Below are 13,553 nucleotides of genomic sequence, written 5' to 3' on the forward strand. Positions count from 1 at the left end.
CGCCGCAGCGCACGAGGCCCGACTCGTCAGGAGCCCGCGCGTTGACGGGGACGGGGACGAGCGGGATCGTCGGGCCATGCACTTCGTCCCGGACGACAGCGTCGTGCCCGCACTCCCGGCGTGGGCGGCCGGCCCGCCGGAGAACGAGGTGCCCGCCCCCGTCGCCGTGCACGCGGTGCTCGCGCGGACCGAGGACGTCGCGGTGGCGCTCGTCGGCGGGCACGTGTACTCCACGGGCGTCGAGCTCGACCTCGCGGTGCGCCGCCGCCGCGACGACCCTGCGGCGCTCGACCTCTTCTCCCTCGTGGAGGGTCACGGCCACCGGCACCGCGCGAACGCCGCGCCCGGCCGGCTGCTGCTCGGCGTCGAGCTCGCGGACGGGAGCGTCGCGACGAACGCGGGACCGGAGCCCGACCGCGACGACGCTCCACGCCTCGGTGACCGTGGCGGTCGCGGCGGCGGCCGGAGCGTGGACAAGAAGCTGTGGCTGACGCCGGTGCCGCCCGACGGCGACGTCGTCGTGGTGTGCGCGTGCGAGGCGCTCGGCGTCCCCGAGACCCGGACCGTCATCCCGGCTGCGGTTCTCGCGGGAGCGCGGGACCGCGTCGTGACGCTCTGGCCGTCCGAGCCGCGCGTCGAGCACACCGAGCCGCCGCACGTGCCGCTCAGCCTGCCTGCGGGCGGGTGGTTCGAGCGCGTGCTCGGGCCGCAGGAGCGCCCGGGCGACCCCGGGTCCCGTGGCTAGGCGGGGCTAGGCGGGGCTAGGCGACAGAGCCCGGCGCCGCCCGCGGGAACGTGACGCCCGTGAGCTCCTCGGAGACGTCCCACAGCCGCCGCGCGAGCACGCGGTCCCGCGCCTTCGCGGACCGGCCGACGAGCGTCGGCGCCCCGCGCCCTTCGAGGAGGCCGCCGGGCCCGGCGTAGGAGTCGCCCGGCACGTCGGCGACGGCGGCGAGGAGCGTCGGCAGGGCACCCTGCTCCTCGCTCTGCGACATCAGCCGGCTCAGGGCGCGCTCGACGGCGTGCCGCGCACGGCTCCGCCCCGCGGACCGCAGCAGGTTCGTCGCCGCGAGGCCCGGGTGCGCCGCGGTCGCGATCACCGGGGAGCCGGCCTCGTCGAGGCGGCGCTGGAGCTCGGTGGTGAACAGCAGGTTGGCCAGCTTGGACTGCGCGTACGCGACCATCGGCCGGTACGGCTTGCGCTCCCACTGGAGGTCGGTGAAGTCGATCGACCCCATCCGGTGACCGTTGGAGGAGACGGTGACGACGCGCCCCCGGATGCGCGGCAGGAGCAGGTTGGTGAGCGCGAAGTGCCCCAGGTGGTTGGTGCCGAGCTGCAGCTCGAAGCCGTCGGCGGTCCGGGTGAGCGGCGGGATCATGACGCCCGCGTTGTTCACCAGCACGTCGACGTCCCCCGTGAGCTCGGCTGCGAACGCGCGCACCGAGGCGAGGTCCGCGAGGTCGAGCCGGCGCACCTCGACGTCACCGGTCATCTCCGTCGCCGCGCGGCGCCCCTTGTCGAGGTCGCGCACGGCGAGGACGACGTGGGCGCCGCGCTCGGCGAGCACCTGCGCCGTCACCCGGCCGATGCCGCTGTTGGCGCCCGTGACGACGACGGTGCGCCCGGCCATGGCGGGGACGTCCGCCGCGGAGAATGTTGTCATGTGCAACATAGTAGGCAGCGACCACAATGTCGTCAACGACAACATGGGCGGTAGGCTCGGTGCGTGCCCGAGACGACCGACGAGCGCCGCTACCACCACGGCAACCTGCGCACCGCCCTGCTCGACGCGGCCGAGCAGCGCCTCCGCGAGACGAGCCCCGACCAGGTGACGCTGCGCGACCTGGCCCGCGAGATCGGCGTCAGCCACGGCGCGCCGCGCCGACACTTCGCGAACCGGCAGGCGCTGCTCGACGCGCTCGCGGAGGCCGGGTTCGCCCGGCTCGACACCGCGCTGCGTGGCGCCGTAGCGGACGCCGGCGCCGACTTCCCCCGACGCCTGCGCGCCGCCATGACCGCCTACGTGCGCTTCGCGACCGAGAACGCCGCGCTGCTCGAGCTCATGTACACGAGCAAGCACCGGGCCGGCGCCGAGCGGATCGTCGAGGCCGCCACGGCCCCGTTCACGCTCATGCACGGGCTGGTCGTCGAGGGCCAGGAGCTCGGCGCACTGCCCGCGGGCGACCCCGAGCAGACCGGCCTCGTCGTGTTCGCGACGCTCCAGGGCATCGCGTCGATGATCAACGGCAGCCTGGTGCGGCCCGAGCTGCTCGACGGGCTCGTGGAGACGGCCGTCGAGCAGCTGCTGGGCGGCGCCCGCCCGGGCCAGGCGGCCGGGCGCAGCGCTCCGAGCTAGGCGGCCGGCGCCACCGTCACGCGCAGGACGCGGTCGTCGCCGTCGCGCACCCGCCCGCGGCCGTCGGTGTTGCCGGTGACGACCCACAGCGAGCCGTCCGGGGCGACCTCGACCGCCCGCAGGCGCCCGTGCTCGCCGTCGAGCAGCGCCTGCGGCTCCCCCACGCCGTCGGCCCGCAGCGGCACGCGCCACAGCCGCTCGCCGCGCAGGCCCGCGAGGTAGACGCCTTCGTCGGTCACGGCGAGCCCGCTCGGCGACGCGTCCGACGTCGCCCACGTCGCGACCGGCGCGACGAAGCCCTCGTCCTCGCCCCCGGCGCCCTCGACGACGGGCCAGCCGTAGCTGCTGCCGGGCGTCAGCACGTTGAGCTCGTCCCACGTCTCCTGACCGAACTCCGAGGCGAACATCCGGCCGTCCGCCGCCCAGCCGATGCCCTGCACGTTGCGGTGCCCGAGCGTCCACACCGGGGAGCCCGGGAACGGGTTGCCCGGGGCCGGCTCGCCGACGGCGGTGACCCGCAGCACCTTGCCGCCGAGGCTCTCGCGGTCCTGCGCGAGCGACGTGTCGTACGTGTCGCCGGTCGTGACGTAGAGGAACCCGTCGGGGCCGACCTCGAGACGCCCGCCGTTGTGGTTCTGGCCCTTGGGGATGCCCGTGAGGACCTCGGTGACCTCGCCGAGCGTCGTGCCGTCGAGCTCCGCGGTCAGCACCCGGTTGTCGCGCTCGGACGTGAGGTACACGGCGACGGTCGTCGCGCCCCTGCCCGCGCCCGCGCCGTCCGACGCACCCTCGGCGGGCAGGACCGCGACGCCGAGCAGCCCGCCCTCGCCCTGCGCGTCGGTCGCCGCCGCGACGGCCTCGGCACCCGGCCCGACGACGTGCGTCACGTCGCCCGCCGGGTCGACGACGACGAGCCGTCCCGCGTCGCGCAGCGTCACGAGCGCGCGGCCGTCGGGCAGGAAGTCCAGGCCCCACGGGACGTCGAGCCCGGTCGCGACCTCCTCGACCGCGGTCACGTCGACCGTGGGGACCTCCGCGAGGGGGGCGCCCGTGCCGGTCGTCGCGGGCGTGGGGGCCGTGGACGACCCCGGGCTCAGTCCCGGCGTCGCCGCCCCGCCGCCCGCGTCGGACGTCGTGCACCCGGCGAGCAGCAGCGCACCCACCGCGAGCGCCGACGCACCGCGCCGCGCCACCGCCGGGACCGCCCGAGCGCCCTGCCGCCTCTGCTCACCCATGCCGACAGCCTCGCGGTCCGGGCCGCCCCGCGCCTCCCGACGCCCGGCTCGGCGCCGCGTCACCGCAGCCGCATCACCGCAGCCGCGTCAGCCCAGCCGCGTCAGCCCGCGCCGCAGCCCGCGCACGGCCTGCGCGATCCGCTGCTCGTTCTCGATGAGCGCGAACCGCACGTGTCGGTCGCCCCCGGGCCCGAACCCGACGCCCGGCGACACCGCGACGTCGCACTCCCGCACCAGGTGCTGCGCGAACTCGATCGAGCCCATGTCGGCGTACTGCTCGGGGATCCGCGCCCAGGCGAACATCGTGCCGCGCGGCTTGAGGATGTCCCACCCGATGCGCGTGAGGCCGTCGTAGAGCGCGTTGCGCCGCGACTCGTAGACCGTGTTGAGCTCGATCGGGTAGTCCGCGGCCTCGTTGAGCGTCACGGTCGCGGCGATCTGGATCGGCTGGAACGTGCCGTAGTCGAGGTAGCTCTTGAGCTTGGCGAGCGCGCCCACGACGTCCGGGCGCCCGACGAGGAACGCGACGCGCCAGCCGGCCATCGAGAACGACTTCGTCATCGAGTACAGCTCGACCGCGACCTCCTTGGCGCCCTCGCACTGCAGGATCGACGGCGGCGTCCACCCGTCGAAGCACATGTCGGCGTACGCGAGGTCGTGCACGAGCACCACGTCGCGCTCGCGCGCCCAGTTGACGAGCCGCTGCAGGTCGGGCAGGTCCACGGTCGTCGTCGTGGGGTTGTGCGGGAACGAGAGCACGACGACGCGCGGCTTGGGCCAGCCGAGCTCCCACGCCTCCATCACGCGGTCGATGTACCCGGCACCGTCGTCGCCGTCGCCGATGGGGACCTGCCGCGCGTCGGCCCCCGCGAAGTACGGGCCCCAGATGTGGATCGGGTAGCTCGGCGTCGGCACGATCGCGGCGTCGCCCGGCTGCAGCAGCACCCACATGAGGTGGCTGAACCCCTCCTTGGCACCGATCGTCGAGATGATCTCGGTCTCCGGGTCCAGGCTCACGCCGAAGCGCCGCTGGTAGAGGTCGGCGACCGCCTGGCGCAGCTTGGGGATGCCGCGCGACGAGGAGTACCGGTGGTTGCGCGTGTTCTGGGCCGCCTCCGCGAGCTTGTCGACGGCGACCTGCGGGCTCGGCAGGTCGGGGTTGCCGAAGCCGAGGTCGATCACGTCGTGGCCGGCGCGGCGGGCCTCGAGCTTGAGCGAGTCGATGATCGTGAACACGTAGGGCGGCAGGCCCGGGATGCGACGGAACTCCATGGACCGACGCTAGTGCCCACGTGCGGGGACGCACCCGGTCCGCCACGCTGCGAGACTCGGGGCGCAGGGCCGCCCGCACGACTGGAGGAGCACCGTGACGCAGCAGGACCCGCAGGCACCGCCGACGCGGATCAGCGCCCCCGCCGGGCCGCGCGCCGAGACCGCCACCGCTCCCGGAGCCGCGCCCCGGGTCGCAGACCCCGGCGCCGGACCCGTGCGCGCACTCCTCGTGGTCGACGTCCAGCCGACGTTCTGCGAGGGCGGGTCGCTCCCGGTCGAGGGCGGCAACGCCGTCGCCGCGGCGATCGCGCGCTACGTCGAGGTGCACCGCGACCGCTACCCGCTGGTCGTCACGACCCAGGACTGGCACGTCGACCCGGGCGCGCACTTCAGCGACACCCCCGACTTCGTCGACACCTGGCCGCCGCACGGCGTGGCGGGCACGGCCGAGGCCGCGATCCACCCCGCGCTCGCCGCGATGCTCCCCGACCTGAGCGTCCGGAAGGGCGCGTACGCCGCCGCCTACTCGGGCTTCGAGGGCGTCGACGCCGACGGGCGCCCGCTCGCGGACCTGCTCCGCGAGGGCGGGGTGACCGACGTCGACGTCGTCGGGATCGCCGAGTCGCACTGCGTGCGCGCGACGGCGCTCGACGCGCACGCCCTCGGGCTGCGGACGCGCGTGCTGACCGACCTGACCGTGCCGGTGACCCCGGAGCTCGGCGAGCGGGCGCGCGCGGAGCTGGCCGCGACCGGCGTCGAGCTCGTCGCGTCGTACGACGCGTGAACGCGCCCCGACCGGTGCCCGGCGCCGACGCCGACGTCCCTGCGGAGGCCCGTGCGCTCTACCCTGCCGTCCCGGGCGCGACACCCGTCGACGGCCGCGGCCCGCACTGGACCGCGGGCGACGTCGTGTTCTGGCGCGAGTCCCCCCATCGCGGCCACCCCGTCCGGGTCGTGCGGGACGACGAACGCGGACTCGTCGCGTGGCTGCCGCGCGGCTCCGAGTCCGTCGTCGCCCGGCTGCCCGACGGCCGGGACGTGCGCGCGGTGCGGCCCTCGGAGCGCGACCCGTGCACCGAGGTCCCCACCCGGAGGCGGTGGCAGGGTGCGGGTCAGGTGCGGGTGGCGCCGACGGGCGCCCCCTGGTCGCTCTGGTTCTTCACGGGCGACGACGGCGGGTGGACCGGTGTCTACGTCAACGTGGAGCTGCCGCACCGGCGCGGCGCGCGGACCACCGTGACCCACGACCTGGTGCTCGACCTCCTGGTCCACCCGGACGGGTCGTGGCAGTACAAGGACGAGGACGAGCTGGCCGACCTGGAGGGCGCGGGGACGATCTCGCCGGCGTTCGCGTCCTGGGTGCGTGCGCAGGGCGCCGCTGCCGCGGAGCTCGTCGAGCGCCGGGGCTGGCCGCTCGACGAGGGGTGGGAGTCGTGGCGCCCACCGACCGGGTGGGACGAGCCCTTGCCGCTGCCCGACGACGTCCGGTACGCGGCGGACGAGCTCGGCTGACCCCGCCCGGGGGCGGCTCAGCCCCCGAGCGGCCCCATCGCGTGCAGCTGCGCGTACGCACCGCCGCGCGCGACGAGCTCGTGGTGCGCGCCGATCTCCACGAGCCGCCCGTCGCGCATCACCGCGATGCGGTCGGCACCTTGGATCGTGGTGAGCCGGTGCGCGACGACGAACGTCGTCCGGCCCTTCATCAGACGCGCGAGGGCCTCCTGGACCAGGCGCTCCGACGCGGTGTCGAGCGCCGACGTCGCCTCGTCGAGCACGAGGACCCGCGGGTCCCGCACGAGCGCGCGGGCGATCGCGAGCCGCTGGCGCTGACCGCCCGAGAGGCGTGCGCCGCGCTCGCCGATCACGGCGTCGAGCCCGCCCATCGCCTCGACGAACTCGAGCGCGTTGGCGTCCCGGAGCGCGGCGCGGACCGCGTCGTCGGACAGGTCCGGGCTGCCGTAGGTGACGTTGGCGCGCACGCTGCCCTCGAACAGCAGCGACTCCTGCGGCACGACGGCGAGGAACCGGCGGTAGGTGCGCAGGTCGAGCTCGGCCATGTCCCGGCCGTCGAGCAGGATGCGGCCCTGCGTCGGCGCGAGGAAACCGATGACCATGTTGAGCACGGTCGACTTGCCCGAGCCCGACGGCCCGACGAGCGCGACCGTCTCCCCCGCCGCGACGTCGAGCGTCAGCCCGTCGACCGCGTGCTCGTCCGGCGCGTCGTCGTACGCGAACCGCACGTCCTCGAAGCGCACCGCGCCCGCGACGTCGGTCACCTCGGCCTTGCCCGCGTTGCGCTCGAGGTCGGGCTCGGTCAGGACCTCGCCCATCGACCGGACCGACTCCAGCCCCTTGGTCACGACGGGGGCGAGGCTGAGCAGCGCGGTCACCGAGCCGGTGAGCGCCATGAAGTAGCTCGACAGCATCACGACGTCGCCCGGGCTCACGTCGAAGACCCCGGTCCACGCGACCCACGCGGCGCCGACCAGGCACGCGACGCTGAGCAGCTGGAACGTGATCCACGCGAGCGCGCCGAACTTGCCGTTGACGACGTCGAGCCGGATCCCGGCCTCCCGGACGCCGACGAGCGAGCGGTCCATCCGGTCGAGCTCGTCGTTCTCGAGCGCGTGCGCCCGCGTGATCGGGATGAGGTGCGTCATCTCGCTGACGCGCGCCGACATCTGCTCGACCTGCGCGCGGAACGCGGCGTTGCGCGCGGTCATGCGCCGGCGCATCGCGACGACGAGCAGGGCCGACGCGGGCACCGCGACCGCGAACACGGGCAGGAACTCGGGGACGCGCACCGCGGTGATGACGATCGCGCCCGCGAGGGTCGTGACCGCCGCCATGCCGGAGTCGAACGTCTGCCGGGTGCTCTCGACGACGTTCTCGACGTCGCGCACGATCTTCGCCTGCAGCACGCCCGCGCTGATCCGGCGGTGGTAGCCGATCGAGAGCTCCTGCAGGCGGCGGCACAGCGCCATGCGCAGGTTCGTCTCGACGGTGCGGACCGAGAGGGACAGCTGGCGGATGAACAGCACGCTCAGCGGGTAGTTCTGGCCGATGAACAGCGCCATGAGCGCGGCGGCCCACCACAGGTCCCGCAGCGGGCGGTGGTCGACGACGATGTCGATGACCTCGGCGGTGAGCACCGGCATGATCCACACCGGCGAGTGCTTGAACGCGAACGCCACCGCGGCGACGAGGAGCCGCCACCGCTGGCCGGCGAACAGGTACGCGAGCGTGCGCAGGGGTCGGCCGCCCTGGTAGCGGTCCTCGAGCAGCTCGGCTGTCACCGCGTCATCGTAACGATTCGACCGCGATCGCACCGGGTGATCCCGCGGACCGTGGCGAGCGGGTGCGGGACGAGTGCCCGGCCTGCGCCCCCGCCCCGCGTCAGCGTGAGCGCGCCGCGAGCGCCGCCGCGTACAGGTCCCGCTTCGCCACCTGGCCCGCGACCGCGACGTCGGCGACGGCGTCCTTGAGCCGCTCGCCGCCGTCGGCCCGCGCGAGCACCTCGACGACGAGGTCCGCCATCGACGTCGCCGCCGGGCCCGCGACCCCCGCGACGACGACCGCGATCTCGCCGCGCACCTCGCCGTCGGCCGCCCACGCCGCCAGCTCGGCGACCGGCCCGCGGCGGACCTCCTCGTACGTCTTCGTGAGCTCGCGGCACACCGCCGCGGCCCGGTCGCCGCCGAACGCCTCGACCATCGCCGCGAGCGTCTCGGCGAGCCGGTGCGGCGCCTCGAAGAACACCATCGTGCGCCGCTCGGTCGCGAGGGCGGCGAGAGCCCGTGCCCGCTCCCCGGCCTTGCGCGGCGGGAACCCCTCGAAGCAGAAGCGGTCGGTCGGCAGCCCGGAGAGCGCCAGCGCGGTCAGCACCGCGCTCGGACCCGGCGCCGCGGTCACCGGCAGCCCCGCCTCGACGGCCGCGGCGACCACGCGGAACCCCGGGTCGGAGACCGACGGCATCCCCGCGTCGGTCACCACGACGACCGTCCCGCCCTGCGCGACGACGTCGAGCAGCTCGCGCGCGCGGGCCGCCTCGTTGTGCTCCTGGTAGCTCACGACCCGCCCGCCGACCGTGACGCCCATGCGCGCCGCGAGCGCCCGCAGCCGGCGGGTGTCCTCGGCCGCGACGACGTCCGACTCCTCGAGCAGCCGGCGCAGGCGCGGCGAGGCGTCCTCGACGTCGCCGATCGGGGTCGCCGCGAGGACGAGCCGGCCGGTCGGGGTGCCTGGTGTGCTCACGCCGCAAGCCTGCCACCCGCCGCGGCGGGGGCAGGCCACCGCGCCGGGCTGACCGCGACGACGCGGACGGCGCTCGTGCAGCGGCGGGCGGCCGCACGTCCGGGCTCCGCCGCTCGGCCGTCCGGGCACGCTCCGGCGGGCGTCGTCGGGCGACCACGGACCGGAACGACCGGGATCGGGAGGGGGCGCACGCGGGAGCGCTCCCCCTACGATGACCGGGTGCCGCGCACCTTCGACGACGACGCCGCGCCCACGGGCGCCTCGACGTCCACCGACCCGGCAGGTCCCCGCGCGCCCGGGGAGCAGCCCCCGGACCACCGCGGGGCAGGCACGGCCGACGGAGCGCCTGCCCCCGCGGAGCGCAGCGACGGGCCCGACGACGGCCGCCCGTTCCACGCCGTGATGACCGCGAAGGTCCGCGCCGACGGCGACGCGGAGGCGGACGAGGCCGAGCGGGACAACTTGGCCGACGGGACCGACCCGGCCGACGCCGGGCCCATCGTCCCGACCGAGACCCGCCTCCTGCGCCGCCTGCTCGGCACCGCGACCCTCGAGCTCGACGCCACCCCGCGCGCGCGCCTGCTGGGCTGGCTGTGGCCGCTCGCGGTGACCGCGCTCGCCGCGTTCCTGCGCCTGTGGGACCTCGGGCGCCCGCGCGAGCTCGTGTTCGACGAGACGTACTACGTCAAGCAGGCGTACTCGATGCTCGAGCGCGGCTACGAGGCGCAGTGGCTCGGCGACGACGCCAACCAGCGCTTCGCCGCGGGCGACCCCGGCGCGCTCCAGGTCGCCGCGGAGTACGTCGTGCACCCGCAGGTCGGCAAGTGGATGCTCGCGCTCGGGCTGCAGCTCGGGGGCGGCGTCGAGAACCCGGCGGCGTGGCGCCTCGGCGCGGCGATCGCCGGGATCCTCAGCGTGCTCATGGTCGCGCGGATCGGGCGGCGGCTGCTCGCGTCGACCGCGCTCGGCACGCTCGCGGGGCTGCTGCTCGCGGTCGACGGCATGGCGATCGTGCACTCGCGGATCGGCCTGCTCGACGGGTTCGTCATGTTCTTCGCGCTCGCGGCGTTCGGCGCGCTGCTGATCGACCGCGAGCAGGCCCGGCGCCGGCTCGCGGCGCGGACCGCGGCGGTCCTCGACTCGGGCGCCGCGCTGGGCTGGGGCCCGTGGACGGGCGTGCGGTGGTGGCGGCTCGCCGCGGCCGTGCTGCTCGGGCTGTGCGCGGGGACCAAGTGGTCGGGCGTGTACTTCCTCGCGGTGTTCGGGCTGATGAGCGTCCTGTGGGACGCGACGGCCCGGCGCGCCGTGGGGGTCCGCGCGTGGCCACTCGCGGCGTTCGTCAAGGACGCCGTGCCGGCCGGGATCGCGATGGTGGCGATCGCGGTCCTCACCTACGTCGGCACGTGGTGGTCGTGGTTCCGCTCCCCCGACGCCTACGGGCGGCTGTGGGCGGAGCAGAACCCCGGGCAGGGCGTGCAGTGGCTGCCCGAGGGGCTGCGCTCGCTGTGGAAGTACCACACCGACATGTGGGCGTTCCACACGTCGCTCAGCGCCGAGCACTCCTACGCGGCGCACCCGCTCGGCTGGATCGTGCAGTGGCGCCCGACGTCGTACTTCTACCCCGCCGGCGTCTCGACGCTGCCGCCCGACCAGGCGCGCGAGGCGTGCGGGGCCGACGCGTGCGCGCAGGCGATCACGTCGCTCGGCAACCCGCTGATCTGGTGGGCCGCGGCCGCCGCGATCGTGGTCGCGCTCGGCTGGCTCGTGTGGCAGCGCGACTGGCGCGCGGGCGCCGTGCTGTCGGGGATCGCCGCGGGCTGGCTCCCGTGGTTCGCCTACACGCACCGCACGATCTTCGCGTTCTACTCGATCGCGTTCACGCCGTGGGTCGTGCTCACGCTCGTGTACGTGCTCGGGCTGCTCATCGGCGAGCGGGACGGTGACCCGGTGCACCGGCGGCGCGCCATCGCCGGGGTCTCGGCGTTCGTCGTGGTGATCGTCGCGGTGAGCGCGTTCTTCTACCCGATCTGGACGGCGTGGGTCATCCCCTACTCGTTCTGGCACGCGCACATGTGGCTCGACACCTGGGTGTAGACCCGCACGCTGCAGGCCCGCACGGCGCGGACCCGCACGGCGGCCCCTGTGCAGCGATCGGATGACGGAACCGTCACGATCAGGCCACGACGCCCCGGCCGCCCCGCGCCCGCCCCTACCGTCGCCGCATGAGACGACACCGGGTGCGAGGACGCAGGACCGCTGTGCTGGCCGCCGTGCCGCTGCTGCTCGTCGGGGTGCTCGCGGGCTGCTCCGCGAGCGACTCGGGCGGCTCCGAGGCCGCCTCGGACGCGGCCGCCCCGATGCAGGAGGCCCCGCAGGCCGCGGACGCTGCCGAGGGTGCCGTCGGCGGTGAGGCCGGCGCCGAGCGCGCGGCGGAGGACACCGACGCGAGCGGGCGCCAGGTCGTCACGAGCGGCGAGGTGCAGCTGACGTCCGAGGAGCCGCGCGACGCCGCCGACGAGGTCGTCCGGCTCGTCGAGGCGGCCGACGGGCGTGTCGACGAGCGCTACGAGCGCGCCGCGACCTCCGGGCAGGAGGCCGGCGCCGACCTGCTGGTCCGCGTGCCGTCGGACGACCTGACCCCGACGCTCGACGCGCTCGAGGAGATCGGCACGGTCGAGTCCGTCAACCTGTCCGCCGAGGACGTGACCGCGCGCAGCACCGACCTCGACGCGCGGATCCGGTCGCTGCAGATCTCGGTGGCGCGCATGGAGGACCTGCTCAGCAAGGCCACGACGAGCGAGGACCTCATCACGGCCGAGGTCGCGCTGTCGGAGCGGCAGACGAACCTCGAGACGCTGCAGTCGCAGCGCGCCCGCCTCGCCGAGCAGGTCGCGCTCTCGACGCTGCGGGTGTCGATCACCGAGCCGTCCGACGAGCCGGAGGTCGTCGAGGAGGAGCCCGCACCCGAGGGCTTCCTCGGCGGGCTCGCGGTCGGCTGGGAGTCGCTCGTCGCGATGCTCGGCGGGCTCGTCCTCGTGCTCGGGGTCCTGCTGCCGTGGCTCGTGCTCGGCGCGCTCGTGGCGTTCGGCGTCGTCCGCCTGCTGCGGTGGGTGCGCGCGCACCGGCCGGCCCGCGCCCCGCAGCCGTACCCGCCGGGTCCGTGGGTCGGCACGCCGGCCGCGCCGCCGCAGAGCGGTCCGCCCGCGTACGGCGGCCGCGCTCCGCACGCCGCTGCGCAGGGCGCCGCGCCGGTCGCGCAGCCCGAGCCGTCGCCGGTCGAGCCCGACGACCAGCCGGCACCGGAGCCGGCGCCGAACCCGACCCAGGAGCGCTGACCCGGCGACGGGTCAGGCCGTGCGGGCCGCGACCTCGTCGGGCTCGGTGCTCGCGAGCCGCCGCGCGATGACCGCGCACGTCGCGAGCTGCAGCTGGTGGAACACGATGACCGGCAGCGCGACGCTCGCCGCGACGACGGGGCTGAACAGCACCGACGCCATGGGCAGGCCGGTCGCGAGGCTCTTCTTCGACCCGCACATGAGCAGCGCGATCCGGTCGGGCCGGCTCAGCCCGAGCCGCCCGCCCGCACCCCAGGTCGTCGCGAGCATGACCGCGAGCAGCACCGCGCACACCACGAGGAGCACGACGAGCGACACCCAGGTGAGGTCGTCCCACGCCCCCGAGACCTGCGCCTCGCTGACCGACGCGTACGCGACGAGCAGGATCGCGGCCCGGTCGGTCGCGAGGGTCAGCGGGCGGTGCGCGCGCACCCAGCGCCCGATCCACGGCTGCACGGCCTGCCCGACGACGAACGGCACGAGCAGCTGCAGCAGGGTCGCGGCGGCCGACCCGCCGAGCGGTCCCCCGGTCCGGCTGAGCAGCACCGCGACGAACAGCGGCGTCAGCACGATCCCGAGCACGTTCGACACCGTCGCCCCGCAGATCGCCCCGGCGACGTTGCCGCGTGCGATCGACGTGAACACGACCGACGACTGGATCGTCGACGGCAGCACCGAGAGGAACAGCAGCCCGGTCTTGAGCTCGGGCGCCAGGACCGCGTCGGGCAGCAGCTGGACCGCGAGCCCGAGCACGGGGAACAGCACGTAGGTCGCGGCGAGCATCGAGCCCTGCAGCTTCCAGGCGCGCAGCCCGTCCCACACCTCGCGCGTCGCCATGCGCGCGCCGTAGAGGAAGAACAGGACGACGATCGCGGCGGTCTTGACGGTGCCGAGCGCGTCGGCGGCGACGCCCTGGGCCGGGAGCACGAGCCCCAGGACGAGCACCGCCACGATCATCACGACGAGCGGGTCGACCCACGCCTTCACGGCGGACCAGGTGCGGCGCGCGCCGCCGGAGGGTTCGGGGGGGCTGCCGGGCATCGCGTCATCATGCCACCGGGACGTTTCCGGCTCAGAACCGCGTACTTGCGACAGCACGC

General features: G+C 75.4%; 12 protein-coding genes. 6 read left to right on the forward strand and 6 right to left on the reverse strand.

Translation table 11 applies throughout. The features are described from left to right. Nucleotides 1-76: 76 nt before the first annotated feature. Nucleotides 77-745 (forward strand): hypothetical protein, encoded by a 669-nt coding sequence (locus NXY84_RS16245; protein WP_258724080.1) that lies wholly within the window; start codon nt 77-79, stop codon nt 743-745. Nucleotides 746-761: 16 nt separating this feature from the next. Here the strand turns inward: NXY84_RS16245 and NXY84_RS16250 are convergent, their stop codons facing one another. After that, nucleotides 762-1,664 carry an oxidoreductase gene (locus tag NXY84_RS16250; RefSeq protein ID WP_258724081.1) on the reverse strand — a complete coding sequence of 301 codons (903 nt, stop codon included), beginning with the start codon at nt 1,662-1,664 and terminating at the stop codon, nt 762-764. A gap of 63 nt (nt 1,665-1,727) precedes the next feature. Between NXY84_RS16250 and NXY84_RS16255 the strand changes: the two genes are divergently transcribed. Next, entirely contained in the window at nt 1,728-2,357 is a 630-nt protein-coding gene (locus NXY84_RS16255; RefSeq protein WP_258724082.1) for a TetR/AcrR family transcriptional regulator, read from the forward strand. Here NXY84_RS16255 and NXY84_RS16260 read toward each other — a convergent pair. Together NXY84_RS16260 and NXY84_RS16265 are read right to left on the reverse strand one after the other, a co-directional pair. Next, entirely contained in the window at nt 2,354-3,592 is a 1,239-nt protein-coding gene (locus tag NXY84_RS16260) for a PQQ-dependent sugar dehydrogenase (protein ID WP_258724083.1), read from the reverse strand. The genes NXY84_RS16255 and NXY84_RS16260 overlap by 4 nt on opposite strands. Before the next feature lie 87 nt (nt 3,593-3,679). Then, complete coding sequence (locus tag NXY84_RS16265) at nt 3,680-4,864, reverse strand: aminotransferase class I/II-fold pyridoxal phosphate-dependent enzyme (protein WP_258724084.1); 1,185 nt, start codon at nt 4,862-4,864, stop codon at nt 3,680-3,682. A 214-nt stretch (nt 4,865-5,078) separates the two neighbouring features. On the opposite strand from NXY84_RS16265, the gene NXY84_RS16270 reads away from it, so the two are divergent. Together NXY84_RS16270 and NXY84_RS16275 are read left to right on the forward strand one after the other, a co-directional pair. Beyond that, complete coding sequence (locus NXY84_RS16270; protein WP_258727249.1) at nt 5,079-5,648, forward strand: isochorismatase family protein; 570 nt, start codon at nt 5,079-5,081, stop codon at nt 5,646-5,648. Beyond that, a complete protein-coding gene (locus NXY84_RS16275; protein ID WP_258724085.1) occupies nt 5,645-6,376 on the forward strand; it encodes a DUF402 domain-containing protein in 732 nt (243 codons plus the stop codon). Before NXY84_RS16270 ends, NXY84_RS16275 begins: the two co-directional genes overlap by 4 nt. Before the next feature lie 17 nt (nt 6,377-6,393). On the opposite strand, the gene NXY84_RS16280 is transcribed toward NXY84_RS16275, so the two are convergent. Together NXY84_RS16280 and rsmI are read right to left on the reverse strand one after the other, a co-directional pair. Continuing rightward, nucleotides 6,394-8,160, reverse strand: coding sequence for an ABC transporter ATP-binding protein (locus tag NXY84_RS16280; RefSeq protein ID WP_258724086.1), 1,767 nt, complete (start codon nt 8,158-8,160; stop codon nt 6,394-6,396). A 100-nt stretch (nt 8,161-8,260) separates the two neighbouring features. Next, complete coding sequence (gene rsmI / locus NXY84_RS16285) at nt 8,261-9,118, reverse strand: 16S rRNA (cytidine(1402)-2'-O)-methyltransferase (protein ID WP_258724087.1); 858 nt, start codon at nt 9,116-9,118, stop codon at nt 8,261-8,263. A 219-nt stretch (nt 9,119-9,337) separates the two neighbouring features. On the opposite strand from rsmI, the gene NXY84_RS16290 reads away from it, so the two are divergent. Both NXY84_RS16290 and NXY84_RS16295 read left to right on the forward strand, forming a co-directional pair. Further along, complete coding sequence (locus NXY84_RS16290; RefSeq protein WP_258724088.1) at nt 9,338-11,212, forward strand: dolichyl-phosphate-mannose--protein mannosyltransferase; 1,875 nt, start codon at nt 9,338-9,340, stop codon at nt 11,210-11,212. Nucleotides 11,213-11,340: 128 nt separating this feature from the next. Beyond that, nucleotides 11,341-12,453, forward strand: coding sequence for a DUF4349 domain-containing protein (locus NXY84_RS16295; protein WP_258724089.1), 1,113 nt, complete (start codon nt 11,341-11,343; stop codon nt 12,451-12,453). Between the two features lie 12 nt (nt 12,454-12,465). Here NXY84_RS16295 and NXY84_RS16300 read toward each other — a convergent pair whose 3' ends face one another. Beyond that, complete coding sequence (locus NXY84_RS16300; protein ID WP_258724090.1) at nt 12,466-13,494, reverse strand: bile acid:sodium symporter family protein; 1,029 nt, start codon at nt 13,492-13,494, stop codon at nt 12,466-12,468. Between the last annotated feature and the right edge of the window lie 59 nt (nt 13,495-13,553).

The sequence above is a fragment of the Cellulomonas sp. NS3 genome, from assembly GCF_024757985.1.
Taxonomy (GTDB): Bacteria; Actinomycetota; Actinomycetes; order Actinomycetales; family Cellulomonadaceae; genus Cellulomonas_A.

Bases quoted from the DNA above. Each gene is read 5' to 3' on its own strand.
- NXY84_RS16245 (WP_258724080.1), top strand. From the start codon at position 77: ATGCACTTCGTCCCGGACGACAGCGTCGTGCCCGCACTCCCGGCGTGG.
- NXY84_RS16250 (WP_258724081.1), bottom strand. From the start codon at position 1,664: ATGACAACATTCTCCGCGGCGGACGTCCCCGCCATGGCCGGGCGCACC.
- NXY84_RS16260 (WP_258724083.1), bottom strand. From the start codon at position 3,592: ATGGGTGAGCAGAGGCGGCAGGGCGCTCGGGCGGTCCCGGCGGTGGCG.
- NXY84_RS16265 (WP_258724084.1), bottom strand. From the start codon at position 4,864: ATGGAGTTCCGTCGCATCCCGGGCCTGCCGCCCTACGTGTTCACGATC.
- NXY84_RS16295 (WP_258724089.1), top strand. From the start codon at position 11,341: ATGAGACGACACCGGGTGCGAGGACGCAGGACCGCTGTGCTGGCCGCC.
- NXY84_RS16300 (WP_258724090.1), bottom strand. From the start codon at position 13,494: ATGCCCGGCAGCCCCCCCGAACCCTCCGGCGGCGCGCGCCGCACCTGG.